The organism is Bradyrhizobium diazoefficiens (genome assembly GCF_016616885.1).
GTDB classification, from domain to species: domain Bacteria; phylum Pseudomonadota; class Alphaproteobacteria; order Rhizobiales; family Xanthobacteraceae; genus Bradyrhizobium; species Bradyrhizobium diazoefficiens_F.
In genome coordinates this window covers 2983168-3007921 of record NZ_CP067102.1, presented here as the reverse complement: position 1 = coordinate 3007921, position 24754 = coordinate 2983168, and the positions used below count along the sequence as shown (strand labels likewise).

The window sequence follows — 24754 nt, the reverse complement described above, 5'->3', positions numbered from 1 at the left end:
CGCCGAATAGCACCATTTGACCGGCTTGTCCCCTCTCCAAAGGACGACTTCCATGCATAACCGGGGACCCTCCGCCGCCCCTACTCCGCGGCCATCACCTTGCCGGACGGCACCCGCCCGTCGACGTCCGTGAACGGGCGCTCCGGGTGCATCAGGAAGGCGGAAAAGCCGCCGAGTAGCAGCAGTCCCATCGACATCAGGAACGGCAGGTACCAGTTTCCGGTCGCGTCGATCACGAAGCCGGCGACCAGCGGGGAGACGATGGCGGCAAAGGCCGAACCGGTGTTCATGAGGCCCGACGCGGTCCCCGAATATTTCGGGGCGATGTCCATCGGGATCGACCACATCGGGCCGATCACCAGTTCGGCACAGAAGAAGCCGGCCGACAGGCACAGCGCGACGATCGTGATGTCGTGGACGAACAGGATCGGGAACAGCGAGAGCAGCGCGCCCGTAAATCCCGCAACGGTGACGCTGAGCCGCGCCAGGCGGACATTGCCGGTGCGGTCGAGGATCTTGTCCGAGATCACGCCGCCGACGCTGTCGCCAATCACGCCGGCGAAGAAGACGCCGGAGGCGAACAGCGCCGAGTTCTTGATGTCGAGATTGTAGTTGTTCTTGAAGAACAGCGGCAGCCAGTTGAGATAGAGCCACAGGCACCAGCCGTAGCAGAAATAGGTCAGCGTCACCGGCCACATCCGCCCGAACAGCGGCCGCCACGGCACGCGCGGCCGTTCGCCGGTCGGGCGCGGCGGCAATGTGGCGAGTTCGGCCTCGGTGATGGAAGCGTGCTCCTTCGGCTCGTTGCGGAAGTACCAGACCCAGATCACGCCCCAGACGAGGCTGACGAAGCCGAGCACGACGAAGGCGCCGCGCCAGGTCAGCCAGAGGATCAGGAGCGCCACTACCGGCGGCGTCACCGCATTGCCGAGCCGGGCAAAGGAATGGGTCAGGCCTTGCGCAAAGCCGCGGCGGTTCGCCGGCGTCCAGTATTGCATCGCGCGCGTCGCAGTCGGGAACGTCGCGCCTTCGCCGAAGCCGAGCGCGAAGCGCGCGACGAACAGCGCGCCGAGACTATTGACGAAGCCGGTCGAGATGGTCGCCACCGCCCAGATCATGCCGCACCAGAACAGCGTCTTGCGCGGGCCGAAGCGATCGCCGACCCAGCCGCCGATCACCTGGAACAAGAGATAGGGATAGGCGAAGGCGGAGAAGACGAGGCCAAGCTGGGTGTTCGACAGACCCAGTTCCTTCTGGATCTCGCTTGCCGCGGTGCCGATGTTCACCCGGTCGACATAGGTGATGAAATACATCGCGCAGAGCATCGCCAGCACCACATGCGTGGCCTTGAACCGAATTCCCATCTCCACCCTCGTGATCGCTTTTGTGATTGTCAGCCCGCGTGTCCCGCGCGGATTAAGTGCCGACCACTTTGAGATGCGGCGATGCATTGCCCTGCGGACGCTGCTCCAACAGCTTCATCGCGACGTCGACGCCGCCGGAGCGGTGCGGCACGCCGGCAACCGACAGGCCCATCTCCACGCCGGTGAGCGCGCCGAGCAAGGTCAACGCATTGCATTCGCCGAGATGGCCGATGCGGAAGACCTTTCCGGCGACCTTGGAGAGGCCGGAGCCGAGCGACATGTTGTAATTCTCGAGCACGATCTTGCGGAACTGGTCGGCGTCATGGCCGGGCGGCATCAGGACCGCGGTCAGCACCGGCGAGAATTCCGACGGCTCCTGGCAGAGCACTTCGAGCCCCCAATGATTGACAGCGGCGCGCGTTGCGGCGGCGAGCCGCTGATGCCGCGCGAACACGTTGTCGAGCCCCTCCTCGAGCAGCATCGCGATCGCCTCGCGCAGGCCGTAAAGCAGGTTCGTCGCCGGCGTGTAGGGGAAGAAGCCGTTGGCGTTCGGCTTGAGCATCTCCTCCCAGTCGAAATAGGAGCGCGGCATCTTGTTGGTCTTGGCAGCCGCGCGCGCCTTCTCGGAGATCGCGTTGAAGCCGAGACCAGGCGGCAGCATGAAGCCTTTCTGCGAGCAGCTGACGCTGACGTCGACCTTCCACTCGTCGTGGCGGTAGTCGACCGAGCCGAGCGAGGAGATGGTGTCGACCATCAGCAGCGCTGGATGGCCCGTGCGATCGACCGCGGCGCGGATCTCGGCGATGCGGCTGGTCGCACCGGTCGAGGTCTCGTTGTGCACGACCATGACGGCCTTGATCGCGTGCGCCTTGTCTTCGGTGAGCTTTGCTTCCACCACAGCGGGGTCGGCGCCACGGCGCCAGTCGCCCGGCACGAAATCGACCTCGATGCCGAAGCGGGCCGCCATCTGCCGCCACAGCGTGGCGAAATGGCCGGTCTCGACCATCAGCACCTTGTCGCCCGGCGACAGCGTGTTGACGATCGCGGCTTCCCAGGCCCCTGTCCCTGAGGAGGGGAAGATGATGACCGGACCCTTGGTCTGGAAAATCTTTTGGCTGCCTTCGAGCACGGTGCGACCGAGTTCACCGAATTCCGCGCTCCGGTGGTCGATGACAGGCATGTCCATGGCGCGCAGGACGCGCTCGGGGACCGGGCTGGGGCCCGGAATCTGAAGGAAATGGCGTCCTTGATGCATGAAAACCTCCCTATCGGCGGATTCTGGCCGGCTCTGCTAGCTATTTTGCATTCATTTTTTGTCATTACAATCGAAATTTGGTATTCGATTGTGGACGTCGACGCGGTCAATCGAGCAAACTATTGTGCTGCAAATGAAATCCACGATTCCCGACACCGGGGTCCCGATCGTCCCGCCCGCCACGAATGGCGGCGACCGCGAGGCGGCCTCGCTCCATGGCGAGGTCCTGCTGCGGCTGCGCGACTATGTCGTGGAAGGCAACATTCCCGACGGCGCCCGCGTTCCCGAGCGCCAGCTCTGCGAGATGTTCGGCATCTCCCGCACGCCCCTGCGCGAAGCGCTGAAGGTGCTCGCGGCCGAGGGCCTGATCGAGCTTTTGCCCAACCGCGGCGCCCGAATCCGCCAGCTCAGCCAGCGCGACCTGGAAGAGCTGTTCGACGTGATGGCCGGACTGGAGAGCCTGGCTGGACGGCTCGCCTGTGAGGCCATTACAGATGAGGAAATCACCGCGATCGAGCAGCTGCATTACGAGATGTACGGCCATTATCTACATCGCGACATGCACGGCTATTTCCAGGCCAACCAGCGCATCCACGAGAGCATCGTCGCGGCAGCGCGCAACGAGACGCTGAAGACCGCCTACGCGAATTTCGCCGGCCGCATTCGCCGCGTCCGCTACTCCGCCAATTTCGCCCGCAAGCGGCAGCGCTGGGCGGAGGCAATGCGCGAGCACGAGGCGATCCTCGACGCACTGCGCCGCCGCGCCGCCAGCGAGCTCAGCGACATCCTGTTCCAGCACCTGCGCAACAAGCGGGTGGCCGCGATCGAGCACTTGGCCGAGCCCGAAGAGGACGCGCCGGCGGCGCCCTGATGCGCAGCCGGCTTGCTCATTTTGAATTCATAATATAATCGGCCAGAAACAAGAATGCATAATCCAGCCGGACGCGCGCCGCGCTGGATCACTCCGGGACCAAGGATGACAAACGCCTCCTCGCTCGAACGGCGCCTGCGCGCGGACATGACCGGCGACGTCCTGTTCGACGGCTTCAGCCGCGGCCGCTACGCCACCGACGCCTCGTTCTACCAGATCGTGCCGTCGGGCGTCGTGGTCCCGAAGACCATGGACGAGGCGCTCCGGGCCCTGGCGATCGCCCGCGACGAGGGCGTGAAGGTCACGCCGCGCGGCGGCGGCACCTCGCAATGCGGCCAGACCGTCAATGACGGCCTCGTCGTCGATCTCTCAAAGCACCTCAACCGCATCCTGTCGCTCGACGTCGAGGGCCGCACCTGCATGGTCGAGCCCGGCATCGTGCTCGACGACCTCAACCGCCGGCTTAGAAAGCACGGCCTGTGGTTTCCGGTCGACGTCTCCACGGCCTCGCGCGCCACCATCGGCGGCATGGCCGGCAACAATTCCTGCGGCGGCCGCTCGCTTCGCTACGGCACCATGCGCGACAACACGCTGTCGATGGAGGCCTCGCTTGCCGACGGCACGCTGAGCCGCTTCGGCGAAGTCTCGCGCGATCTCGCCGATCTCGACGCCGGCGAGAGCATGCGCGCGCTGTTCCGCGACATGCTCGACCTCGGCACGCGCGAAGCCGACGAGATCGCGGCGCGCTTTCCCAAGGTGCAGCGCCGGGTCGGTGGCTATAATCTCGATGCGCTCACGCCGCGCAACGCGCGCAACAACATGGCGCATCTGCTGGTCGGCTCTGAAGGCACGCTCGCCTTCACCACCAAAGTCGAACTGAAGCTGTGGCCTGTGATCCGCAACAAGGCGCTTGGCGTCTGCCATTTCGGCAGTTTCTACGAGGCGATGGACGCGGCCCAGCATCTGGTCAAGCTGAAGCCGATCGCGGTCGAGCTGGTCGACCGCACCATGCTCGCGCTCGGCCGCGACATCGCGATGTTCAAGCCGATCATCAATGCGGCGATCAAGGGCGATCCGGACGCCGTGCTGGTGGTCGAGTTCGCGGAGGAGGATCAGGCTGACAATCTCGCGCGCCTCAAGCAGCTCAGCGAGCTGATGGGCGATCTCGGCTTCGGCTGGAACAATGACACGCGCAAATGGGGCGGCGTGGTCGAGATCACCGAGCCCGCCTTGCAGGCCGGCATCGCCGATTTCCGCGCTGCCGGCCTCAACGTCATGATGTCGATGAAGCAGGAGGGCAAGCCGGTCTCCTTTGTGGAAGACTGCGCCGTGCCGCTGCCGCATCTCGCCGACTACACCCAGCGGCTGAACGAGGTCTTCGCCAAGCACGGCACCAGCGGCACGATGTATGCCCACGCCTCCGAGGGTTGCCTACACGTGCGGCCCGTGCTGAATTTGAAGCTGGAGAAAGACGTCAAGGCGATGCGCGCCATCGCCGAGGAAGCCTTCGCGCTGGTGCGCGAATACAAGGGCTCGCATTCCGGCGAGCACGGCGACGGCCTGGTGCGCTCGGAATTCCACGAGAGCATGTTCGGGGAGCGCCTCGTCGCCGACTTCAGGGAGGTGAAGCACCGCTTCGATCCCGACGGCGTGCTCAACCCAGGCAAGATCGTCGATGCGCCGAAGATGGACGACCGCTCGCTGTTTCGATTCAAGCCCGACTATCGCGTCGCTGACCTCGAGACAAAGCTCGACTGGTCCGCCTATCCCGGCGCCGGCGGCGGCTTTCAGGGCGCGGTCGAGATGTGCAACAACAACGGCGCCTGCCGCAAGCTCGAGGGCGGCGTGATGTGCCCGTCCTATCGTGCCACGCGCAACGAGAGGGATGTCACGCGAGGGCGCGCCAACACGCTGCGGCTCGCGATCTCCGGCCAGCTCGGCCCCGATGCGCTCGCCTCCGACGAGATGATGGAAACGCTCAAGCTTTGCGTCTCCTGCAAGGCCTGCCGGCACGAATGTCCGACCGGCGTCGACATGGCCAAGATGAAGATCGAGGTGCTGGCCGCGCGCGCCGCCTCCCACGGCCTGACCTTGCGCGATCGGCTGGTCGGCTATCTCCCGCGCTATGCCGGCCTCGCCTCGCGCTTCGCGCCGCTGGCGAATTTGCGCAACCACAGCCCGTTCCTGCGAAAGCTGTTCGAGCGCTTCGCCGGCATCAGCGCGCGCCGCGCCCTGCCCGCGTTCCGCAGCGACGTGTTCGTGCCGCCGGCTGACAGCGTCGGTCCGGAGACGGGCCGCGAGGTCGTGATGTTCGCCGACACCTTTAATCGCATCTATGAGCGCGAGAACCTCGAGGCCGCGCTGCGCGTGCTCGCGGCCGGCGGCTATCGCGTGCATATGCCGAAGCCTGCGAGCGGCAGCCGCCCGCTCTGCTGCGGCCGCACGTTCCTGTCAGCCGGGCTCGTCGACGAAGCCAGGTCCGAGCTTGACCGCCTCGTGGCTGCGTTCGCGCCCTTTGCCGCGCGCGGCGTGCCGATCGTGGGCCTGGAGCCGAGCTGCCTGCTGACGCTCCGCGACGAGCTCGCCTCGCTGCGCAAGGACAACGACGCCAAAGCGGTCGGCGCCCATGCCCTCACCTTCGAGGAATTTCTGGTGCGCGAGGCTGAGGCTGGCCGACTGCAACTGCCGCTCGGCACCGTCGCCAAGAAGGCCGTTGTGCACGGCCATTGCCATCAAAAATCCTTCGGCGCCTTCAAGCCGGTCGAGCAGGTGCTGCGGCTCGTCCCAGGTCTTGAGGTCGAGACCATCGAGTCGAGCTGCTGCGGCATGGCGGGTGCTTTTGGTTATGGTGCCGATACCTACGACGCCTCGATCGAGATGGCCGAGCTCTCGCTGCTGCCGGCGGTGCGGCGGGCGGACCAGGCCACCCTGGTCGTCGCCGATGGCACCTCCTGCCGCCACCAGATCCACGACGGCGCGCGACGCGAGGCGCTCCACGTCGCGCGCGTGCTGGCACTGAGCCTCGACCGCGCCGAGACCCAATCCAATTCAACCGCTGTAAAGGAACCCAGCCATGGCTGACCTCACGCTCGACACCGCCCGCAAAATCCTCGACGCCGCCTTCGCCAAGTCCACCGAGCTGAAGCTGAAGCCGCTGGTCGTCTCGATCCTCGACGCACGCGGCGTGCTCAAGATCGCAGCCGCCCAGGACGGCACCAGCCTGATGCGTGCCGAGATCGCCCACGGCAAGGCCTATGGCGCGCTCGCAATGGGCATGGGCTCGCGCGCGCTGTACCAGCGGGCACAGGAGCAGGCCTATTTCATCGACGCCGTGAACACCATCGCCAAGGGCGCGCTGGTGCCGGTCCCCGGCGGCGTGCTGATCATGGACGGCACGACCATGCTTGGCGCCGTCGGCGTCTCCGGTGACACCTCGGACAATGACGAAGCCTGTGCGGTCGCGGGTATCCAGGCTGCCGGCCTGAAGGCCAACGCGGGATAGGTTGTCATTCCGGGTTCGCGCCAAGGGGCGAGCCCCGGAATGACGCTAAGTCTTGCGCTGCCCGCCGGGCGAAACACGCAAGCACTGGGTCAATCGGCACACGTCAAAATATTCCACTTTACCGAAATTCGGTTTTGTCGTACACACAACCCATCCTGATCCGGCGAAAGGGGCGGTCGTACGTCGTCACGAACCGCGGATCGGGCTGCGGTGGACGCTGGCAGCGCCGTCGCGGATGTGAGACGCAGGGCGGGCGATGGATTGAGCCGAACCCCGTGAGCGACTTGCAAGCCGCGTTGTACGAACGGCGCTCGATGCCCTGCATAGCCCTCGGGCGACGCAGGGAAGCTCGCGTACGGCAAAACCGCGTGGTCCTGGCCGTCGTTGCTACGGCCAAGTCTTGCGAATGCGGCGTCGCTTCAACCGGGGCACGTCCGTGACTTTCGCAAGGCGACGGAGGCAAGAACGAATTCGTCTCCGGGGAGAGCGCGCATATGCCGTCAAACCACTGCGCAGGGAAGGCCGGATGTTCGGCTGCCCTGTACCGCTCCTGTGCCTTGCGTGTGCATCATTCTTGCACGGGAGTTTTGCGGGTGCCAGCCGGCACCCGGCCTTCCCTGCGCTCTTTCTTCGGAGAGGGCGTGAAGCGGAGAGCAAAGCTCGGGCGGAGGACGCCGCGAGAAGGCGAAGGCGTGTCTGCTGTTTGAGATGTGAATTGGTGAGACGGCTTTGCCGCTTGCTCCGTCATTGCGAGCGCAGCGAAGCAATCCAGACTGCCGCTGTGGAAAGATTCTGGACTGCTTCGCTGCGCTCGCAATGACGATGTGGAGAGAGCGTCAGCCACTCTACTTCCCCGTCCAGACCGGCTTCCGCTTCTCGCCGAACGCTTTCAGACCCTCCTTGGCGTCCTCGGTCATCGCCAAAAGTGCGATCTGGCTTTCGGTGTAGGCGATGCTCTCGTCGAAGGACATCGAGGCGATCGCGCGCATGGCGTATTTGCCACGGCGGATTGCGGTGGGGGATTTGTCGACGATGCGGCCGATCAGCCAGTCGACCTTGGCGTCGAGCTCGGCCGTGGGCACGACGTAGTTGAGCAGACCCGCGCCCAGCGCGGCTTTCGCATCGAACGGCTCGCCGGTGAGCGCCCATTCGTTGACGAGGCGTCGAGGTGCGATCTCCTGCAACAGGCTCAGCACCTGCATCGGAAACACGCCGACCTTCACTTCCGGCAGGCCGAAGATGACGTGATCCGCCGCAACCGCCATATCGGTCATGCAGAGAAGACCCATGCCGCCGGCCATGCAGACGCCGCCGACGCGCGCGATCGCGGGCTTGGTGGCATTCTGCGACAGGCGCAGCAGATCGGCATAATCGACGTTTGGCCTGGAATGATCCATCGCGAAGGCCGCGCCGGAGTTCTGCAAGTCCGCGCCGGCGCAAAACGCCTTGTCGCCCGCGCCGGTCAGCACGATGACGCGGACGTCCCTGTCGTCATGCGCGTCGCGATAGCCGCGTGCGATGCCGGCGATGACGTCGCCGTTCAGCGCATTGCGCTTCTCCGACCGGTTGATGGTGATCCAGAACGCCTGCCCGCGCTTCTCGGTGATGACGCTTGTATTGTCGGTCATGACGCTGCTTCCTTGCTCCCGGTTTACAGACATTTGCGGCACCTCGGGTGCGCGGTGCAAGGGCAATCTGTCACGAGGCGCCGCTTTAGCGCCTCGACACAAATTTGCGCGCGATCAGAGCACGGCTCAGACCGCAGCCGCTTTCCTGATCCAGACCTTGTTGTCGTGGAACGCCGCGCCACCGATCGGGGCAATGGTGTCCGCACCGGTCAGCACGTTGATGCCGCGGCCACCGATATGATTCTTGTTCGGATGCACGGACTCCGCGATCAGCACACCGCGCCGCACGCCCTCGAACAGCGCGGCAATCAGCGTGGTCTCGCCGCGGGTATTGCCGAGCGTTACCGCGTCACCGTCGGCGATGTCGAGTGCCGCGGCATCGAGCGGATGGATCATCACGCTCGGCTTGCCCTCGCGCGCCTGCGAGGACGGCGTCTCGTTGAAGGTGGTGTTGAGGAAGCTGCGCGACGGGCTGGTCGCGAGCCGGAACGGATGAGCCTGATCAGCGTGCTCGATCACGGCCCAATGGTCCGGCAGCGACGGCATCTTGTCGAAATCGCCCATGGTCTGGCCGAACGGCGGATGCGCCCAATCGGCCTTGAAGTGGAATTTCTTGTCGGCATGGGCGAAGCCATCGAGATAATGCGAGGTGCGGAAGTCCGGCTGCAAATCGCGCCAGATGTCGGCCTCGAGTCCGGCGATGTCGCCGTGGTCGCTGAGCTTCAGCGTCGTGTCGATCAACTCGCGCGGCGTCATCTCGAAACCTGGATGCTTCGCACCAAGCCGCGGCGCCAGCCCCTCCAACACCTGGTGGTTGGAGCGACATTCGCCGGGCGGGTCGATCAGCTTGGGGCCGACCGAGATGTGCTGGTGGCCGCCGCCGTAATAGAGGTCGTCATGCTCCATGAACATGGTCGCCGGCAGCACGATGTCGGCCATAAGCGCGGTCTCGGTCATGAACTGCTCGTGCACCGCGACGAACAGATCCTCGCGGGCAAAGCCGCGTCGCACCAGCGCCTGCTCCGGCGCCACCGTCATCGGATTGGTGTTCTGGATCAGCATCGCCTTGACCGGGCCCTTGCCGAGCAGGGCCTCGGCATTGCCGGTGAGGATGCGGCCGATCTGCGACTGGTCGAGCGCGCGGGTCGACGTGTCGATTGCGTCGTGACCTTCGATGACGGATTCGTTGAATTGCCACAGCGCGTAATTGTTGAAGAAGGCGCCGCCGCCCTCATACTGCCAGGCGCCGGTCACCGCAGGAATGCAGTTCGCGGCGTGCATCTGCATTGCGCCGTTGCGCGAACGGGTGAAGCCGTAGCCGAGCCGGAAGAAGGTCCGCTTGGTCTCGCCGACGGACTTGGCGAAGGCCTCGATCTCCGCCACCGGCACGCCAGAGATTGCGGAGGCCCATTCCGGCGTGCGCGTCTTCAGATGCGCCTCGAGCTCGGCGGGGCAATCGGTGTATTTGTCCATATAGGCGCGGTCGGCATAGCCATCGCGGAAGAGCACATGCATCACGCCGCAGGCAAACGCGCCGTCGGTTCCGGGCCGCAGCAGTATCTTGATGTCGGCCTGCTTCATGGTCTCGTTGTCGTAGACGTCGACGGCTGCGATTCTGGCGCCGCGCTCCTTCCGCGCGCGCGCGGCATGCGTCATCACGTTGACCTGGGTGTTGACGGGATTGGTGCCCCAGATCACCACGAGATCGGACAGCGCCATCTCGCGCGGATCGACGCCGGCGATCTTGCCAGTGCCAATCGCAAAACCGATGCGCCCGACATTGGCGCAGATGGTCTGGTAGAAGCGCGAATATTTCTTCACATGCGTGAGACGGTTGAGGCCGTCACGCATCACCAGTCCCATCGTGCCGGCGTAGTAATAAGGCCAGATCGACTCCGCACCGAACTCGCGCTCGGCCTGATTGAAGCGATCGGCGATCTCGTCGAGCGCCTCGTCCCAGGAAATGCGCGCGAACTGGCCGGAGCCCTTCGGCCCGGTCCGGCGCAACGGATACATCAGCCTTTCGGGATGATGGATGCGCTCGGCATAGCGGGCGACCTTGGCGCAGACCACGCCAGCCGTGTAAGTCTGCTTCTTCGAACCGCGGACGCGGCCAATGCTGCGACCCTCGACCACCTCAATATCGAGCGCGCAGGCCGACGGGCAGTCATGCGGACAGGTGGAGTGGCGGATCTCGATCTTGGCGTGCTGGTTCATGGCCAATTTCGTAACACCAAAATACCTGACAGCCGAGGGCATTTATCCGGCAATGCCTATGCAAAATGCTCAAACCATGCACGCGTCGTGTTCCTCCCGCGACCGCGAAATGACCCGCAGCCACACCGAAAACGGCCCGATATTCCCTCCGAAATCGACTTTGTGAGGCGTCGACAGTCCGCGCCCGCTGCCGCTACAGTGCCGGCCAACAAAAACGAGTTGAGGGAGGCGGGTGTGACGGCCCCGAGATTTATGCTGGCGCTGGCCGCCGGCCTGCTCACCGCATTTTCCGCAAGCCCGTCCCCGGCGCAAGATTATCCCGCGCACGCGGTCCGCATCGTCGTGCCGTTCGGCGCCGGCGGCCCGGCCGACGTCGCGGCCCGGCTGATCGGCCAAGCGCTGCAGGAGCGCTTTGGCCAGCCCTTCGTGGTCGAGAACCGCACCGGCGCGGGCGGCGTCATCGGCACGGTCGAAGCCGCGAAGTCGCCGGCCGACGGCTACACGCTGCTGATGATGTCCAACACCCAGACCGCGAATGAATCGCTGCTGACGCCGGAGCAACGCAAATACGAGCTGATGCGCGACCTCGCGCCGATCGCACCGGTGAACTATTCCGATCTCGTGATCGTGGTGAACCCGCAAGTTCCGGCGAAGACGGTGCAGGAGTTCATCGCGCTCGCCAAATCGCAGCCGGGCAAACTGAACTACGCCTCCTCCGGCCAGGGCACGCCGTACCATATGGCCGGCGAGCTGTTCAAAGCGATGGCCGGCATCGATGTCGTCCATGTCCCCTATCGCAACAGCGGCGAGGCCCGCAGCGGCGTGATCGGCGGCCAGGTCCAGATGATGATCGACGCGGTGCCGGCGATGGCGCCGAACATCGCAGAGAATCAGGTCCGCGCGCTTGCGACCACCGGCCAGCAGCGATCCGCGGTGCTGCCCAATGTGCCGACTGCCGGCGAGGCCGGCGTTCCCGGCTACGAGGCGACGATCTGGCTCGGCCTGATGGCGCCGGCGGGCACGCCAAAACCTATCATCGACAAGCTCAATTCAGCGGTGAACGCGATGGTGAAGCGACCCGACATCGTCAAACTCTGGACCGAGCAGGGTGCCGTACCCATGTCGATGACGCCGGAGGAGTTCGAAAAATTCCTGCGAGGCGACATCGCGAAATGGGCCGACGTCGTCAAGAAGTTCGACAAATCCTGAGGCCTGACCAGTCGTGCCCACGATTCAATTCCACCTCAACGGCGCAGCAGTTTCCGTTGATGCCGATCCGGATCAGACGCTGCTCGATCTGCTGCGCGGCCGGCTTGGAATCACCAGTCCGCATTTCGGCTGTGGTGCCGGAGAGTGCGGGGCCTGTCGCGTCATGATCGATGATCGCGCGATGGCCTCCTGCGACCTGCCGATGTGGTCGGTGGAGGACAAGGACGTCGTCACACTGGAGGGCCTCGGCACGGCCGAGCAACCGCATCCGCTGCAACGCGCCTTCATCACCGAACAGGCGATGCAATGCGGCTATTGCGTCTCTGGGATCCTGATCAGCGCGGCCGCGTTGCTGAAGCGCAATCCGTCGCCGACCGAAGCCGAGGTCAGAACGGCGCTCGATCGCAATCTGTGCCGCTGCGGATCGCATAATCGCATGGTCCGCGCCGTGCTGCGGGCGGCATCGGAGATGGCGACGTCATGAGTGCTCCCTCCCCTGCCCCGAAACTGCCCGTCAGCCTCGCAGCCAATCCAAGATTGTCGTCCTGGGTGAAATTCACCGGCGAAGGCCGCGTGGCGATCTCGCCCGGCAAGGTGGAGATCGGCCAGGGCATCGTCACGGCGCTGGCGCAGATCGCGGCGGACGAGCTCGACGTCGAGATCGGACGCATCGAGATGATCCGCGCCTCGACGGCTGCGAGCCCGAACGAAGGCGTCACCTCCGGCAGCCTGTCGATTCAGCAATCCGGCCGCGCACTACGCCACGCCTGCGCCGAGGTGCGCCAGCGTTTTCTCGCAGCAGCCTCGGAGCGTCTTGGCGTCGATGCATCGCTGCTCGGCGTCGATGACGGCACGATCTCGGGCCCGGGGAACGTCAGGACCAGCTATTGGGAGCTGTCGGGTGACGTGTCCCTCGACCACGATGTGACTGCGGGCACCGTAGCGAAGTCCGCCGTCGCACGCCGCGTGGCCGGGCATTCGATCGAGCGCGTCGACATTCCCGACAAGGTATTCGCGCGGCCGCGCTTCATCCATGACTGCGCGTTGCCGGGGCTGGCGCATGGACGCGTGCTGCGGCCGGATATCTCCGGCGCCGAGCTGATCGCGCTCGAGGAAGCGGCCGCGCGCGCCGTTTCCGGGTTCATTGCGGTCGTCCGCGACGGCAGCTTTTCGGGCGTCGTTGCCGAGAGCGAGGTCGCGGCGGAAGCCGCGCTGAAAGCCTTGCGCAAGGGCGCGACATGGTCGGCCGGCGAGCCGCTGCCCGACGAAAACGATCTGGCTGGCTTCCTGAAAAGCCAGCCAGTGGAAACCATAATCATCGACACCAAGGCCGCGGCGACGACCAAGGCTGCGCGCACGCTCCGCCGGCAGTACACCCGCCCTTACATCGCACATGCCTCGATCGCGCCGTCCTGCGCAATGGCGCAATGGGACGGCGACCGGGTCCATGTCTGGACGCACAGCCAGGGCGTTTATCTGCTCCGCGCCGATCTCACGATCGTGCTCAGGCTGCCGGCCGAGAACATCGTCGTCGAGCACATGGAGGGCGCCGGCTGCTACGGGCACAATGCGGCTGACGATGTCGCGCTCGATGCCGTGCTGCTGGCGAAGGCTGCCGGCGGCCGTCCGGTGCGGGTGCAATGGTCGCGCCACGACGAGATGTCCCATGCGCCGTTTGGCGCCGCGATGGCCATCGAGATCGAGGCCGATCTCGATGCGGACAACGAGATCGTCGGGTGGCGCCATGGGATCTGGAGCAACGGCCACGCCGCGCGACCGGGGCGAGCGGCGGAGCCCGCGCTGCTGGCAGCGAGCGAGATCGCAAATCCCTATCCGCGCATGATCTCGACGAATCCCCCGGCCGCCAATGGCGGCGGTGGCGACCGCAACTCCGTTCCGCTCTACGATCTCCCGGCTTGGACGATTACGAGCCATCGCCTCCTGACCATGCCGGTACGCACCTCGGCGCTGCGAACCCTCGGTGCGCAGGGCAACGTGTTCGCAATCGAATCCCTGCTCGACGAGATCGCAGCATTGCGCGGCGAAGACCCGATCGCGTTCCGCCTGCGCCATCTGCGGGACGACCGCGCAAAGGACGTCGTCCGCGCCGCGGCGCGACGCGCGGGATGGAAGCCCGAGAGGCGGTCCGGCGTCGGACACGGCGTCGGCTTCGCCCGCTACAAGAACACAGGCGCCTATTGCGCCGCGATTGCCGAGATCGAAGGCGCCGACGACATCCGCGTGAAGCGGCTCACGCTTGCGGTCGACGTCGGCGAGGCCATCAATCGGGACGGAGTGATCAACCAGATCGAGGGCGGCGCGATCCAGGCGACGAGCTGGGTGCTGAAAGAGCGCGTTCGCTTCGACCGGACGCGGATTACATCGACTTCGTGGACGGACTATCCGATCCTGACATTCAGCGAGGTCCCGGCGGTAGACGTCGAGATCATCCAGCGGCCGGAGATCGAGCCGGTCGGCGCCGGCGAAGCCGCGCACGGCCCGGTGACGGCGGCCATCGCCAATGCGGTCCATGATTGCCTCGGCGTGCGCGTGCACGACCTGCCGATCACACGCGACAAAATCATCGCAGCCATGGAGCTTGCATCGTGACCACAGTGAACATTTTGAGCGGCGGCGCGGCGCAAGGCCTGGTGCGCGGCCTCAGAGAGGCCTTCAAGGCGAAGACCGGATTCGGCATCGACGGCGAATTCGGCGCGGTCGGTGTGATGGCGGACAAGCTGCGCGCAAGCACGCCAGCCGATCTCGTGATCCTGACGCAGGCCCTCCTTGCAAAGCTTGCCGCCGAGAAGCTTGTCGTCCCCTCCTCGATCGCCGATGTCGGCCGGGTCGAGACTGCGCTGGCGGTCCGCAGCCGCGATCCCCAGGTGACCGTGAAGACGGAAGCCGATCTGCGCGAGGTGCTGCGGTCCGCGGACGCCATCTACGTTCCCGACACCAAGGCGTCGACCGCGGGCAAGCACGTCGCAAAGGTGCTGGATCAGCTCGGCATCGCCTATGAGATCACGTCGCGCCTGAAGATATTTCCCAACGGCGCAACGGCGATGCGCGAGCTGGCGGCGTCCACCGCGACGCGGCCGATCGGATGCACGCAGGCGACCGAGATCATCGCAACCGACGGCATCGCGCTATCAGGGTCGCTGCCGCCGGGCTGCGAGCTGGTGACGATGTACACCGCCGGCATCGCCACGCAGGCGGCGCATCCGAACGAAGCCGCCGCGCTGATCGCACTGCTGGCTGGCGCAGATCACAGGGACCTGCGCCTGCGCATGGGCTTTGCCGGCTAGATGCGAACCTTACTTGTGCAGCTGGGTGAGACCGGTCGGCGGACCGTCGACCCCGGTCCAGCCGCCATCGACGAACAGCGTGCTGCCGCTGACGTAGCTCGCAGCATCCGAGGCGAGATAGGCCACCGCCGTCGCGACCTCGTCGGCGCTGCTCCAGCGGTTGAACACGGTATGGCCGGCGTAGAGATTGTAGATGTCGGGCCGCTGCTTGAACGGGCTGGTCAGCGCGGTCTCCACGATGCTCGGCGCGATCGCGTTGACGCGCACCCCGGCATGACCGACCTCGGAGGCAAAACCCTTCACCAGCAGGCCGATCGCCGCCTTGGTCGAGCCGTAAACGCCGAGGCCCGGCTCGATGGTCACCGCACGCACCGAGGAGCAGGCAATGATGCTGCCGCACTTCTGCTCGACCATGATGCGGCCAAAGGCCTGGAAGAACCAGACCGTGCCCTTGACGTTGAGGTTCAGGACGCGGTCAAGATCCTCCTCGGTGTAGTCGAGGATGGTCTTGCGGATGTTGAGCCCTGGCGTGGTCACCGCGATATCGAGCCGCGAAAACTTCTGCATCACGGCTTTGGCGAGCGCGTTGACGTCGGCAGCGCTCGCGGCGTCGCACGCGGCCGCCTCGGCCCAGCCGCCATTGTCTCGGATGCCCGCCGCCGTTGCCTCTGCCGCGTCAAGCGCGCGATCGGCGCACACGACGCGGGCTCCGAGCCCGGCCAACGCCTCGGCCGACGATTTGCCGATGCCCGAGGCGGCGCCGAGCACCACGGCCGTCTTGCCGGTGAGATCGAAGAGCTTGCGATAGTCAGTCACGGACAGATTCTCCCTGTTGCTGTGACGCAAACTATCGCAGGCGCGGTTCGCCGGCCAATGCCGGCGAACGCACGACAGCTATCCCTTGTATCCCATCAGCAGGCGGGGCAGCCACAGCGAGAAGGCGGGAACGTAGGTCACGAACATCAGCGCTGCGATCAGGGCGGCGTAGAACGGCAGGATGGTGCGCATCACCGCGCCCACCGAGATGCCGCCGATGGCGCAGCCGACGAACTGCGTGGTTCCGACCGGCGGGGTGTTCAGCCCGAGCGCGCAGTTGATCAGCATCAGCATGCCGAACTGCACGGGATCCATGCCCGCCTTCATCGCGATCGGCAGGAAGATCGGGGTGCAGATCAGGATGGTCGCCGCCATGTCCATGAACGTGCCGAGCACGAACAGGATCACATTGATCAGCAGGAAGATCATCCAGGGCTGCGAGGACACCTTGCTCATCAGGTCGCCGGCGAAGTCGGCGACTTCATAGAGGCCCATCAGGTATTGGAACATGGTGGAGACGCCGATCAGCAGCAGCACGACGCCCGTCGTCTTCACCGCCTTTGATGCGGCGCGCAGGAAGTTCGGCAAGGTCATGGTGCGGTAGATGAAGAACGTCAGCACGATCGTGTAGGTGACCGCGACGGCCGCGGATTCAGTGGCCGTGAAGACACCGGACAGGATACCCGACAGGATGATGCCGACGATCAGCAGGCCCGGCAGCGCGGCCGCGAACGAGCGGAACACCTCGGCCCAGCCCGGGAACTTGCCGGCCGGATAGCCGCGCTTCACGGCGACGGCGTAGGCGGCGACCAGCATGCACACCATCAGCACCAGCGCCGGCAGGAGGCCAGCCGCGATTAGCGCGCCGATCGAGACCTTGCCGCCGGCGGCGAGCGCATAGATGATCATGTTGTGGCTGGTCGGCATCAGCGCTCCGACCAGCGAAGCGTGAGTGGTGACGTTGACGGCGTAGTCGGTGTCGAACCCCTCCTTTTTCATCATCGGGATCATCACCGCGCCCATCGCCGACACGTCGGCCACGGGCGAGCCGGAGACGCCGCCGAACAGCGTGCAGGCGACCACGTTCGACATGCCGAGGCCGCCGCGGATGTGGCCGACGAGATTCTTGGCGAGCTGCACGATCTTGTCGGCAACGCCGCCATGGAGCATCAGCTCACCGCTGAAGACGAAGAACGGAATGGCCAGGAAGGAGAAGATGTTCATTCCCGACATCATCTGCTGGAAGATGACGGCGACCGGCAGGCCTTCGTAAAGGATAGTGCAAATCGCCGATAGCCCGATCGCGAAAGCGACAGGTACGCCGAGGACCAGGAAGCCGAAGAAGGTGGCGCCGAGAATAATCAGTTCCATGAGGGGACGACCTCTTCGCCACGCAGGAGAGCAATGATGTGCTCGATTGAAAAGGAGACAATCAGGACGCCGGAAGCGATCAGCGGCACGTAGCGGACAACCTCTGGGAGACCGAGATTGGGGATCTTCACGGTCCCGACCGACGCACCGAGAATCCAGCCGTTGTAGACCATCGCAACGCCGAAGATCGCCACCAGGACGTGGATCACGAGCTCGATCTTCTCACGTGCACGATCCGGAAGCATCACCAGCAAACTGTCCATGCCGATGTGTCCGGCATCGCGCACCCCGACGGCGGCGCCGATCAGGGTGACGTACAGGATCAGGACCAGGGCGAGGTTCTCGGTCCAGGTCGGGCTGGAGTTGAGGATGTAACGCCCGAACACTTGGTAGAACACGATGGTGACGATGACGAGCAGGCCGGTCACCGACAGATACATGCCGAGCCGCGCGACGACGGCATTGATCCGCGACAGCAAGCCGGTGGACGGGCGTCCTGCTACCTCCTGCTCGTGGTCTGCGACGTGCGGGTCTGTCATCATCGTCTCCTTGCAGAGGGCCCGGTGCCGCCTCGCGGCGACGCCGGACCCGATGCGCTATGGTCTTACTTCGTCGCCTGGATGCGCTTGACGAGGCTCTGCAGCTTGTCATCGCCGGCGAACTTGGCATAGACCGGCTTCATCGCATCGACGAATTCCTGCTTGTTCGCGATCGTGACGACCTGGACGCCGGCTGCCTCGACGGTCTTGCGGGATGCCTCCTCACGCTCGTCCCAGAGCTTGCGCATGACGGGCACCGATTCCTTGGCCGCCTTGCGGATCATCGCCTGATCCTCCTTGCTGAGCGTGTCCCAGACCTTCTTGGACATCACGAGCACTTCCGGCGCCAGCGAGTGCTCGGTGACGTTGTAGAACTTGGCGGCCTCGAAGTGGCGCGAGGATTCGTAGGAGGGCCAATTGTTCTCCGCGGCATCGACCAGACCGGTCTTGAGGGCGGTGTAGACCTCGCCATACGGCATCGGCGTGGGGTTGGCGCCGAGGCTCTGGATCATGCCGACCCAGAGGTCGGACTGCTGGACGCGGATCTTCAGACCCTTGACGTCCGCGAGCGACTTGATCGGTGCCTTGACGGTGTAAATCGAACGGGCGCCGCTGTCATAGTAAGCAAGGCCGATCAGCCCCGCAGGCTCCATGGCCGCCAGGATCTCATCGCCGATCGGCCCGTCGAGAACGGTTCGCATGTGCTGGGTGTCGCGGAAGACGAAGGGCAGGCACAACGCGACGGTTTCCGGCACGAAGTTGTTCAATGGCGAGGCGTTGATCCGCATCATGTCGAGCGCGCCGATCTTGAGCTGCTCGATGGTGTCCTTCTCCGAGCCCAGGGCTCCGTTGGGAAACACCTTCACGCCAAGCTTGCCGCCGCTCGCCGTCGCGAGCTGCTTGCCCATGAACTTGACGGCTTCGACGGTCGGATAGTCGGCCGGATGGACGTCGGCCGAGCGGAAATCGCGTGCGGTTGCGAGCGGCGCCGAGACTGTCAGTGCAGCGGCTGCGATGATACCGATTAGTGTCTTCATCTGGGGCTTCCTCCTGAGTTGATTATGTCGCCGTTGGGCACGTATTGCTGGCCGCCTTGGGTCGCTCCACTTCAGGTGTGAAGTCAAGCGCTGCAACTGCACCACCTTCGTAGGATTGCCTGGCGGAGTCGAGGGGATTTGGCTGATTGGTAATGTCTGCCATGGACAGTGCGGTGCTCGTCGCGCCCGCTCGTGCGGGGGACCTGTGCGGCAGGTGCCGGCTCCCCGGCGATCGGGCCGCGCCATCGGCCAATGCCGGATGCGCGGTAACGATGCTCATCGTATCCATGGACGTCCCTCTGGTTTGTGCTCGACCGCTATTGGTTGCGGCTTGGAGTTCGGGCGAGACGGTCGCCTCATTCATTTTGAACGCGCGGCATCGGCGCGATATCGCCAGTGTCGTCCCTAGGGCGGGCGGCATTCTGAGTCCAAGCCAAATGCGGCATTGATCGATGCTGGAGTTGCATTGATCCGCCAAAGGGCACTCAGGGAGCGATCGGCGCCAAATTTTGATTTTCAGAAAAGCTGCAGGATGCCGGCCTGATCTGGGAAGGCCACAAGGCCGGACGGCAATCTCGAGCAATTGCCCTCGACCGGGTTCACGATCTCATGCTTCCCGGTGAAGATCGAACGGGCGTCGGCGGGATGGACCCGCGCGGTCGCCATCATCGACGGCTAGACCGGCAAAAAATCACTCGCCGTCGAGACCACTTTCGGCAAGCTCGCGCAGCGCATCGGTGTCGAGCACGACGATGGCGCCGTGCTCCAGGCGAACCCAGTTGCGTCCAGACCACGCGCGCAATTGCTTGTTGATGCTCTCGCGCGTCATCCCCACCATCTCGCTGATCTCCTGCTGGGTGATCGCGAGGGTGCCACTGCCGGAGTCGAACTTGCGCTCTTCGGTGAGGCCGAGCAGCGCGCTCGCCAGCCGGCCCGGCAGATTCTGCAGGATCACTTGCTCGACCTGCTGGCTGGTCCAGCGCAGCCGCGCGCAGAGCAGTTCGATGAATTTCATCGCGAGCGCCGGCTGACTCTTCACGAACGGAAGGAAGTCGCGGCGATCGATGATGTAGAGCTCGCAATTGGTGTTGGCGGTCGCATCCGCCGACCGCGGTGCACCGTCAAGCACGGCGATCTCGCCGAAGATTTCTCCGGGACCGATCAGATTGAGAATAGCATTCCGGCCATCTGGCGACGAGGAGGATATTTTCACTGTTCCGGAGATCACCGCGAACAGATTGTTGCCGGGGTCGCCCTTGGCGGCGATCGTCGCACCACGCTTGACGGTGGTGTGCTTGGCATAGCGGCAGAGCTGATCAAGCGCATCTGGTTCCAGATCCGCGAAGATCGGATGCTTGCGCAGAACCGAGAGTTTGTTACCCGACGGCTGCCGGGGGTCGCCGGTCTTGTCCTGAGGCACGCCGGGACTCCTAAGACTGCGAGGCACTGGAGTTCCTGCGTAGTCAGTGTTGTCCGGCTTTTCAACCGGAAAGCATGAACACGGGTTGAGACGAATGCCACTAAAATGCCACGGTCACGCCATGGACCGCGCATCCGAAGGGTGCGTCAATGTGCTTCGGACCATGCAGAGTTGCCGAGAGGGCGCATGGCACGACTGCGGCAACCGATATTGGTCAACAAGTTGTTCCGTCGATCGTAGCGACTGGCACCCGAACCTTTGCGGGCCAGCGCAGAGCGGCACGACCACTTCATTTGCGCTTACTCAGCCAACGCATTTCGCGGATAAGCTGATCCGCATTATTTAAGGTTCAGCCCGGTCGGACGGCTTTTATCATGAGATAGAGGCCCAACTTCCGTCCGATCATACGGAGCAATGTGCGTGGCCAGAGTAGCTTGAGCGTATGGAGAAGCGGCCCATTGTGCCTCTGTCCAGCGGCCCCTGTTAGTAGATCGCCTGGGGACAATTCGGTTGAGACTTCGTAAACGTTGAGGCCGGCCGCTTTGAACATCGATACTGCCTCCTTGCGAGAGAAGGCTTTAGTTCCCGGGCTTTCTAAATGTTGCGCGTATATCGAATTCAGCGGCGCCGTAAGGCGTCCATACCGCAGCCAGAGCAGCAATCCTGTAATGGATAGCTTATGATAGATCATTACTCGCGCATATCCACCGGGCCGAAGCACACGGGCAACCTCCTTGATCGCCAAGGCCGTGTCGTCTGAGTGATGAAGAACGCCCCAACTATAGACAAGATCGAAAGATTGGTCAGCGAACGGCAACGCTTCGGCGTCGGCTCTCTGAAGCTCTGACTGAAGGTTCGAAAGACCTAGGCGCTCACGCGTCAGTTCGGTCGCACGTTCGGTGAGATCGATACCGCAGAGGCGGCGAGGCCCGCTCCTTGCCCAACGTTCATGGTCGGCGCCCATACCAACGCCGATCTCAAGAACGCGCACATTTCTCCCTTCGTCGAAGACGGCGAAGCTCTCGATATATGGCTCAAGTTTGAAGCGTGCAGCGGAGTGAGCGCCAAACCGCTGGAGTGGAGTGTGGCCTACTGCGTAAGCGGTTTCCCCACAGGCCGCCTCATCCCAGAAATCTCGCACTGCTGAGTTTTCCATCTCTTACCGTACCACCTCACTCCCCAATAGAGTCAACCCATGGTAGGCATGAACGCCCTGATTGCGGCGAACGCAAAGCGCTTCGCGAGTGCCAAGCTCACCAGGAATATGTCAGTATCGCCAATTCTCTGGTGACAGCAAAACGACGCTATCAAGCTGTAGAGACGGCCACAGACGTACCGTGGTGGGGCCATCGCATTCATTTATGAGCGCGAGCCCTCTCAGAACTGGTTCGGCTCGCTGGGGCAGGGCGACAATTGGCACTACGTTTCGGAGTTAACCCGTGCAACCGATGTGGTCCTGATTGCCGGTCGGACCCGTTAAGGGCTCAAGACCGCCCTCCGGTTCTTAACGTCGATGTGGGGTTCCCTAGTCCGCATTATGCACTATAGGTGGCTCAATTTTGGATCTATCTTGCAATGACTACGCGTAAGCAGATCAAGTACTATCGCCAAATGGAGCGCCTGTGCTCGGAGCAGGCAATGCAATGCCGTCCTTTCCTCGGCCGAGAAGCTTTAGAAGAGTTGGCCAAAAACTATCGAATGGCGGCGGAGCGTCTGGAAGGCGAGACTCAGTCAGATTGAGGCTTCCACACTCACGACAGACGGCAGCTCGTGAGCATTCCGAAGCCTCAGCCTAGTTTCTCGTCCCGAAGCTGCGTCTCCATTGCCCTTGCTGCGGCGCAACAATCTTCGGCAACGCTTAATAGGGCACTTCTCTCCAACTGCGAGCCCTTCTCGGCCTCCGCGCGACATATTAGCTCAAGCTTGCACAGCTCCTTGTAGTCTTGGAGCAGGCGTTTTCTGATCACGTCCTAGACCTCCTCAATCTCAAGTACAGGACCAGACTATCGGAATCACGCAACGGGCGTATTAAACCCCAATTGGGGTCCTCGGGCAAATGCACGCAGAGAGAAGAGGCCCGGGCCAACGCCATCGGGCCTCCTGGCCTTTGTGTCGAAACACAGACAAGGCAGCAGAGTTCCTATTTTAGAACCTTGCCCAGACCTTTGAGCGAGCTGGCACGCAGCAAGCATGTGGAGGTGATGTCCCATATTCGACCTCCGCGAAGTATTTCGGTTCGACCCAGGCAGCGCGCTGCATTTTACTGCACTGCGCCAAAGTCGATTGACCCAGATCAAATTTGGCGGACATTCCCGCCCTGTTCTATTGAAGAGCTCGAATGTCAGACCGCTTGCACCGTCCAGCCGACCAGCTCGTTGGCAATGCGGGCGAAGGCCGCGTCGAACGCCGCGACCGCTGCAGCCGGCTCGACCTTGTCGAGCTTCTCGCTGGTCTCGACGAGGCGTGATGCGATCACCTTGCCAGCGTTGTCGACGATCCGCGCCGACAGTCCGATTTCGACCCGGGTCTCGCCCTCCGTGGCGATCCGGAAGCGCCTGATGTCGATCAGGAGCTGGTAGTCCGCTTGCCCCAGGTCAGCCGTCCGCAGCGGGGCGTGCGCAATATCGTAATTCTCAAAGCTGTCGATCAGCCGCGCCTGCACCAGCTTTGGAATGCTGTCGGCCCACAGGAAGTCGGCAAAGCCCTGGTTGTCACCAACCGGCGCGAACAGCATGCGCTGCGTTTGAAGCATCGCGACCGCGGTCGGCTCGGGAATCGCCAGCGACGCCGAGAGCGTCCTGTCGGCCGGCCCGAGATTTTGCGGCGTGCGGAGATCATAGGTAATCTTCTGCGCGGGCGCGCCGCCGCCGGTCATTTTCTCGAGGCCTGCCAAAATGCCGTCCAGCTTGCCGCTGTTACGCGCAAGACCGTCGGCGAACGTCTTGAAATTGGCGATGGTGTCCTTGAGCGGGCCGGAATTGTCCTCCAGCACGGTATCGACGCGCCGCAAGGCATCGCGCGCCGCCTGGGTCATGCTCTGGCCCGCGCCGGCCTCGGCGATCAGGGTCAGCGGCTCGCCGGATTTGGCGACGATCACGCCGCCCTCGAGCGTCACCACCGGCACGCCGGTCAGCCCCTGGAAATCGAGCCCGACCTTGGAGTCGGGACGCACCGGCGTCGTCGAGGCAACCGAGATCGTCGCGTTAACGAAGCGCGGATTGTCAGGCGCAAGCCCGAGCTGCGTCACCTCGCCGACACGGATGCCGTTGAATAGCACGCCGGCACCGACCAGAAGGCCCGGCACCGGCCCCTGGAACTGCACATGGTAATTCGTGCGCGGCCCGATGCCGCCGGTGTTGTTCAGCCAATAGACGAAGCCGAACACTGCGAGGATCGCGGCCAGCACGAAGCTGCCGATCAGCACATAGGGAGCGCGGGTTTCCATGTCTCATCTCATTTGTGGTTGCAGCATCTGCGAGCGCTTGCCGTGGAAATAAGCGCGCACCCAGGGATGCTCGGATTGCAGCAGTTCGCGCATCGGACCGATTGCCACGATCCTGTCGTCGGCGAGCGCCGCAACGCGGTCGCACACCGTGGTGAGGCTGGCGAGATCGTGGGTCACCATGAAGACAGTCAGCCCCAGGGTCTTTTGCAGCGTCCGGATCAACGCATCGAAATCTCCGGCGGCAATGGGATCGAGGCCCGACGTCGGCTCATCGAGGAAAAGGGTCGGCGGATCGAGCGCGAGCGCGCGCGCCAGCGCCACGCGCTTGGTCATGCCGCCGGACAGTTCTGACGGATATTTGTCGCCGTCCCGCGCCCGCAGCCCGACCATCTCGAGCTTGGCGATCGCGATCTCGTCCATCAGCTCCTGTGACAGCACGAGATTTTCGCGGAGCGGAAATTGCACGTTCTGCCGGACCGTCAGGGAGGAGAACAGCGCGCCCTGCTGGAACAGGATGCCCCAAGTCGCTGCCCGGCCGCGGTCATGCGCGCCATCGATCGGCCGTCCCATCACTTCGATGGTCCCGCTGCGACGCGGGATGAGGCCAATGATGGTGCGCATCAGCACCGACTTGCCGCCGCCGGACGCCCCCACCAGCCCGAGGATCTCGCCGCGGCGGACGTCGAGCGACAAATGATCGAGCACGGTCTGGCGGCCGAAACCGACCACGAGGTCATGGACGCGGATCGCGAACTCTGCTTGCGCCTCGGGCATG

The 24754-nt window shown here is 64.1% G+C and carries 20 protein-coding genes and 1 pseudogene; 9 read left to right on the top strand and 12 right to left on the bottom strand.

Features of this window, described 5'->3' with window-relative positions; all coding sequences use genetic code 11:
- Window positions 1-80 precede the first annotated feature (80 nt).
- Window positions 81-1364, bottom strand: a complete 1284-nt coding sequence (locus JJC00_RS13725) for an MFS transporter (RefSeq protein ID WP_200473061.1) — start codon at window positions 1362-1364, stop codon at window positions 81-83.
- 52 nt (window positions 1365-1416) lie between these two features.
- Window positions 1417-2619 carry a pyridoxal-phosphate-dependent aminotransferase family protein gene (locus tag JJC00_RS13720; RefSeq protein ID WP_200473060.1) on the bottom strand — a complete coding sequence of 401 codons (1203 nt, stop codon included), beginning with the start codon at window positions 2617-2619 and terminating at the stop codon, window positions 1417-1419.
- Window positions 2620-2752: 133 nt separating this feature from the next.
- Between JJC00_RS13720 and JJC00_RS13715 the strand changes: the two genes are divergently transcribed.
- The 3 genes from JJC00_RS13715 to JJC00_RS13705 all read left to right on the top strand — a co-directional run bounded on the left by JJC00_RS13715 (window position 2753) and on the right by JJC00_RS13705 (window position 6992).
- Complete coding sequence (locus tag JJC00_RS13715; protein WP_200473059.1) at window positions 2753-3490, top strand: GntR family transcriptional regulator; 738 nt, start codon at window positions 2753-2755, stop codon at window positions 3488-3490.
- Between the two features lie 105 nt (window positions 3491-3595).
- Window positions 3596-6571 carry an FAD-binding and (Fe-S)-binding domain-containing protein gene (locus tag JJC00_RS13710; protein WP_200473058.1) on the top strand — a complete coding sequence of 992 codons (2976 nt, stop codon included), beginning with the start codon at window positions 3596-3598 and terminating at the stop codon, window positions 6569-6571.
- Window positions 6564-6992, top strand: coding sequence for a GlcG/HbpS family heme-binding protein (locus tag JJC00_RS13705; protein ID WP_200473057.1), 429 nt, complete (start codon window positions 6564-6566; stop codon window positions 6990-6992). Before JJC00_RS13710 ends, JJC00_RS13705 begins: the two co-directional genes overlap by 8 nt.
- 845 nt (window positions 6993-7837) lie before the next feature.
- Here JJC00_RS13705 and JJC00_RS13700 read toward each other — a convergent pair.
- On the bottom strand, window positions 7838-8620 hold the full coding sequence (locus JJC00_RS13700) for an enoyl-CoA hydratase/isomerase family protein (protein ID WP_200473056.1): 783 nt from the start codon (window positions 8618-8620) through the stop codon (window positions 7838-7840).
- A gap of 126 nt (window positions 8621-8746) precedes the next feature.
- Window positions 8747-10837, bottom strand: a complete 2091-nt coding sequence (locus JJC00_RS13695; protein ID WP_200473055.1) for a molybdopterin oxidoreductase family protein — start codon at window positions 10835-10837, stop codon at window positions 8747-8749.
- A gap of 252 nt (window positions 10838-11089) precedes the next feature.
- Here JJC00_RS13695 and JJC00_RS13690 point away from each other — a divergent pair, with 252 nt between their 5' ends.
- The 4 genes from JJC00_RS13690 to JJC00_RS13675 are packed head-to-tail and all read left to right on the top strand — an operon-like array spanning window position 11090 to window position 15351.
- Complete coding sequence (locus JJC00_RS13690) at window positions 11090-12046, top strand: Bug family tripartite tricarboxylate transporter substrate binding protein (RefSeq protein WP_200474109.1); 957 nt, start codon at window positions 11090-11092, stop codon at window positions 12044-12046.
- Window positions 12047-12059: 13 nt separating this feature from the next.
- Complete coding sequence (locus JJC00_RS13685; protein ID WP_200473054.1) at window positions 12060-12530, top strand: (2Fe-2S)-binding protein; 471 nt, start codon at window positions 12060-12062, stop codon at window positions 12528-12530.
- The gene (locus JJC00_RS13680; protein WP_200473053.1) at window positions 12527-14656 is read left to right on the top strand and encodes a xanthine dehydrogenase family protein molybdopterin-binding subunit; all 2130 of its coding nucleotides are present in this window, start codon (window positions 12527-12529) and stop codon (window positions 14654-14656) included. Before JJC00_RS13685 ends, JJC00_RS13680 begins: the two co-directional genes overlap by 4 nt.
- Window positions 14653-15351: a molybdate ABC transporter substrate-binding protein gene (locus JJC00_RS13675; protein ID WP_200473052.1), complete on the top strand. Its 699-nt coding sequence runs from the start codon at window positions 14653-14655 to the stop codon at window positions 15349-15351. Before JJC00_RS13680 ends, JJC00_RS13675 begins: the two co-directional genes overlap by 4 nt.
- 9 nt (window positions 15352-15360) lie before the next feature.
- On the opposite strand, the gene JJC00_RS13670 is transcribed toward JJC00_RS13675, so the two are convergent.
- The 4 genes from JJC00_RS13670 to JJC00_RS13655 form a co-directional block, all read right to left on the bottom strand.
- Window positions 15361-16167, bottom strand: coding sequence for an SDR family NAD(P)-dependent oxidoreductase (locus JJC00_RS13670; protein ID WP_200473051.1), 807 nt, complete (start codon window positions 16165-16167; stop codon window positions 15361-15363).
- Window positions 16168-16245: 78 nt separating this feature from the next.
- Window positions 16246-17538 carry a TRAP transporter large permease gene (locus tag JJC00_RS13665; RefSeq protein WP_200473050.1) on the bottom strand — a complete coding sequence of 431 codons (1293 nt, stop codon included), beginning with the start codon at window positions 17536-17538 and terminating at the stop codon, window positions 16246-16248.
- On the bottom strand, window positions 17529-18077 hold the full coding sequence (locus JJC00_RS13660; protein ID WP_200473049.1) for a TRAP transporter small permease: 549 nt from the start codon (window positions 18075-18077) through the stop codon (window positions 17529-17531). Before JJC00_RS13660 ends, JJC00_RS13665 begins: the two co-directional genes overlap by 10 nt.
- 65 nt (window positions 18078-18142) lie before the next feature.
- The gene (locus JJC00_RS13655; protein ID WP_200473048.1) at window positions 18143-19114 is read right to left on the bottom strand and encodes a TRAP transporter substrate-binding protein; all 972 of its coding nucleotides are present in this window, start codon (window positions 19112-19114) and stop codon (window positions 18143-18145) included.
- Between the two features lie 528 nt (window positions 19115-19642).
- On the opposite strand from JJC00_RS13655, the pseudogene JJC00_RS38095 reads away from it, so the two are divergent.
- A pseudogene (locus tag JJC00_RS38095) lies at window positions 19643-19793 on the top strand (cyclase family protein); the annotation flags it as partial.
- A gap of 12 nt (window positions 19794-19805) precedes the next feature.
- Here the strand turns inward: JJC00_RS38095 and JJC00_RS13645 are convergent.
- Both JJC00_RS13645 and JJC00_RS13640 read right to left on the bottom strand, forming a co-directional pair.
- Window positions 19806-20534: a Crp/Fnr family transcriptional regulator gene (locus JJC00_RS13645; RefSeq protein ID WP_200473046.1), complete on the bottom strand. Its 729-nt coding sequence runs from the start codon at window positions 20532-20534 to the stop codon at window positions 19806-19808.
- Between the two features lie 349 nt (window positions 20535-20883).
- Entirely contained in the window at window positions 20884-21690 is an 807-nt protein-coding gene (locus JJC00_RS13640) for a class I SAM-dependent methyltransferase (RefSeq protein ID WP_200473045.1), read from the bottom strand.
- Window positions 21691-22109: 419 nt separating this feature from the next.
- On the opposite strand from JJC00_RS13640, the gene JJC00_RS13635 reads away from it, so the two are divergent.
- Window positions 22110-22274, top strand: coding sequence for a hypothetical protein (locus JJC00_RS13635; protein WP_200473044.1), 165 nt, complete (start codon window positions 22110-22112; stop codon window positions 22272-22274).
- Between the two features lie 601 nt (window positions 22275-22875).
- On the opposite strand, the gene JJC00_RS13630 is transcribed toward JJC00_RS13635, so the two are convergent.
- Window positions 22876-23979: an ABC-type transport auxiliary lipoprotein family protein gene (locus JJC00_RS13630; RefSeq protein WP_200473043.1), complete on the bottom strand. Its 1104-nt coding sequence runs from the start codon at window positions 23977-23979 to the stop codon at window positions 22876-22878.
- 3 nt (window positions 23980-23982) lie between these two features.
- The gene (locus tag JJC00_RS13625) at window positions 23983-24753 is read right to left on the bottom strand and encodes an ABC transporter ATP-binding protein (RefSeq protein ID WP_200473042.1); all 771 of its coding nucleotides are present in this window, start codon (window positions 24751-24753) and stop codon (window positions 23983-23985) included.
- Window position 24754 lies beyond the last annotated feature (1 nt).

What these genes read in the sequence shown, in the direction of transcription:
- JJC00_RS13680 (WP_200473053.1), top strand. Translation starts at nt 12,527, where the DNA reads ATGAGTGCTCCCTCCCCTGCCCCGAAACTGCCCGTCAGCCTCGCAGCC.
- JJC00_RS13660 (WP_200473049.1), bottom strand. Translation starts at nt 18,077, where the DNA reads ATGACAGACCCGCACGTCGCAGACCACGAGCAGGAGGTAGCAGGACGC.
- JJC00_RS13725 (WP_200473061.1), bottom strand. Translation starts at nt 1,364, where the DNA reads ATGGGAATTCGGTTCAAGGCCACGCATGTGGTGCTGGCGATGCTCTGC.
- JJC00_RS13690 (WP_200474109.1), top strand. Translation starts at nt 11,090, where the DNA reads ATGCTGGCGCTGGCCGCCGGCCTGCTCACCGCATTTTCCGCAAGCCCG.
- JJC00_RS13695 (WP_200473055.1), bottom strand. Translation starts at nt 10,837, where the DNA reads ATGAACCAGCACGCCAAGATCGAGATCCGCCACTCCACCTGTCCGCAT.
- JJC00_RS13700 (WP_200473056.1), bottom strand. Translation starts at nt 8,620, where the DNA reads ATGACCGACAATACAAGCGTCATCACCGAGAAGCGCGGGCAGGCGTTC.
- JJC00_RS13635 (WP_200473044.1), top strand. Translation starts at nt 22,110, where the DNA reads ATGACTACGCGTAAGCAGATCAAGTACTATCGCCAAATGGAGCGCCTG.
- JJC00_RS13720 (WP_200473060.1), bottom strand. Translation starts at nt 2,619, where the DNA reads ATGCATCAAGGACGCCATTTCCTTCAGATTCCGGGCCCCAGCCCGGTC.
- JJC00_RS13705 (WP_200473057.1), top strand. Translation starts at nt 6,564, where the DNA reads ATGGCTGACCTCACGCTCGACACCGCCCGCAAAATCCTCGACGCCGCC.
- JJC00_RS13640 (WP_200473045.1), bottom strand. Translation starts at nt 21,690, where the DNA reads ATGGAAAACTCAGCAGTGCGAGATTTCTGGGATGAGGCGGCCTGTGGG.
- JJC00_RS13715 (WP_200473059.1), top strand. Translation starts at nt 2,753, where the DNA reads ATGAAATCCACGATTCCCGACACCGGGGTCCCGATCGTCCCGCCCGCC.
- JJC00_RS13710 (WP_200473058.1), top strand. Translation starts at nt 3,596, where the DNA reads ATGACAAACGCCTCCTCGCTCGAACGGCGCCTGCGCGCGGACATGACC.
- JJC00_RS13665 (WP_200473050.1), bottom strand. Translation starts at nt 17,538, where the DNA reads ATGGAACTGATTATTCTCGGCGCCACCTTCTTCGGCTTCCTGGTCCTC.
- JJC00_RS13625 (WP_200473042.1), bottom strand. Translation starts at nt 24,753, where the DNA reads ATGCCCGAGGCGCAAGCAGAGTTCGCGATCCGCGTCCATGACCTCGTG.
- JJC00_RS13655 (WP_200473048.1), bottom strand. Translation starts at nt 19,114, where the DNA reads ATGAAGACACTAATCGGTATCATCGCAGCCGCTGCACTGACAGTCTCG.
- JJC00_RS13630 (WP_200473043.1), bottom strand. Translation starts at nt 23,979, where the DNA reads ATGGAAACCCGCGCTCCCTATGTGCTGATCGGCAGCTTCGTGCTGGCC.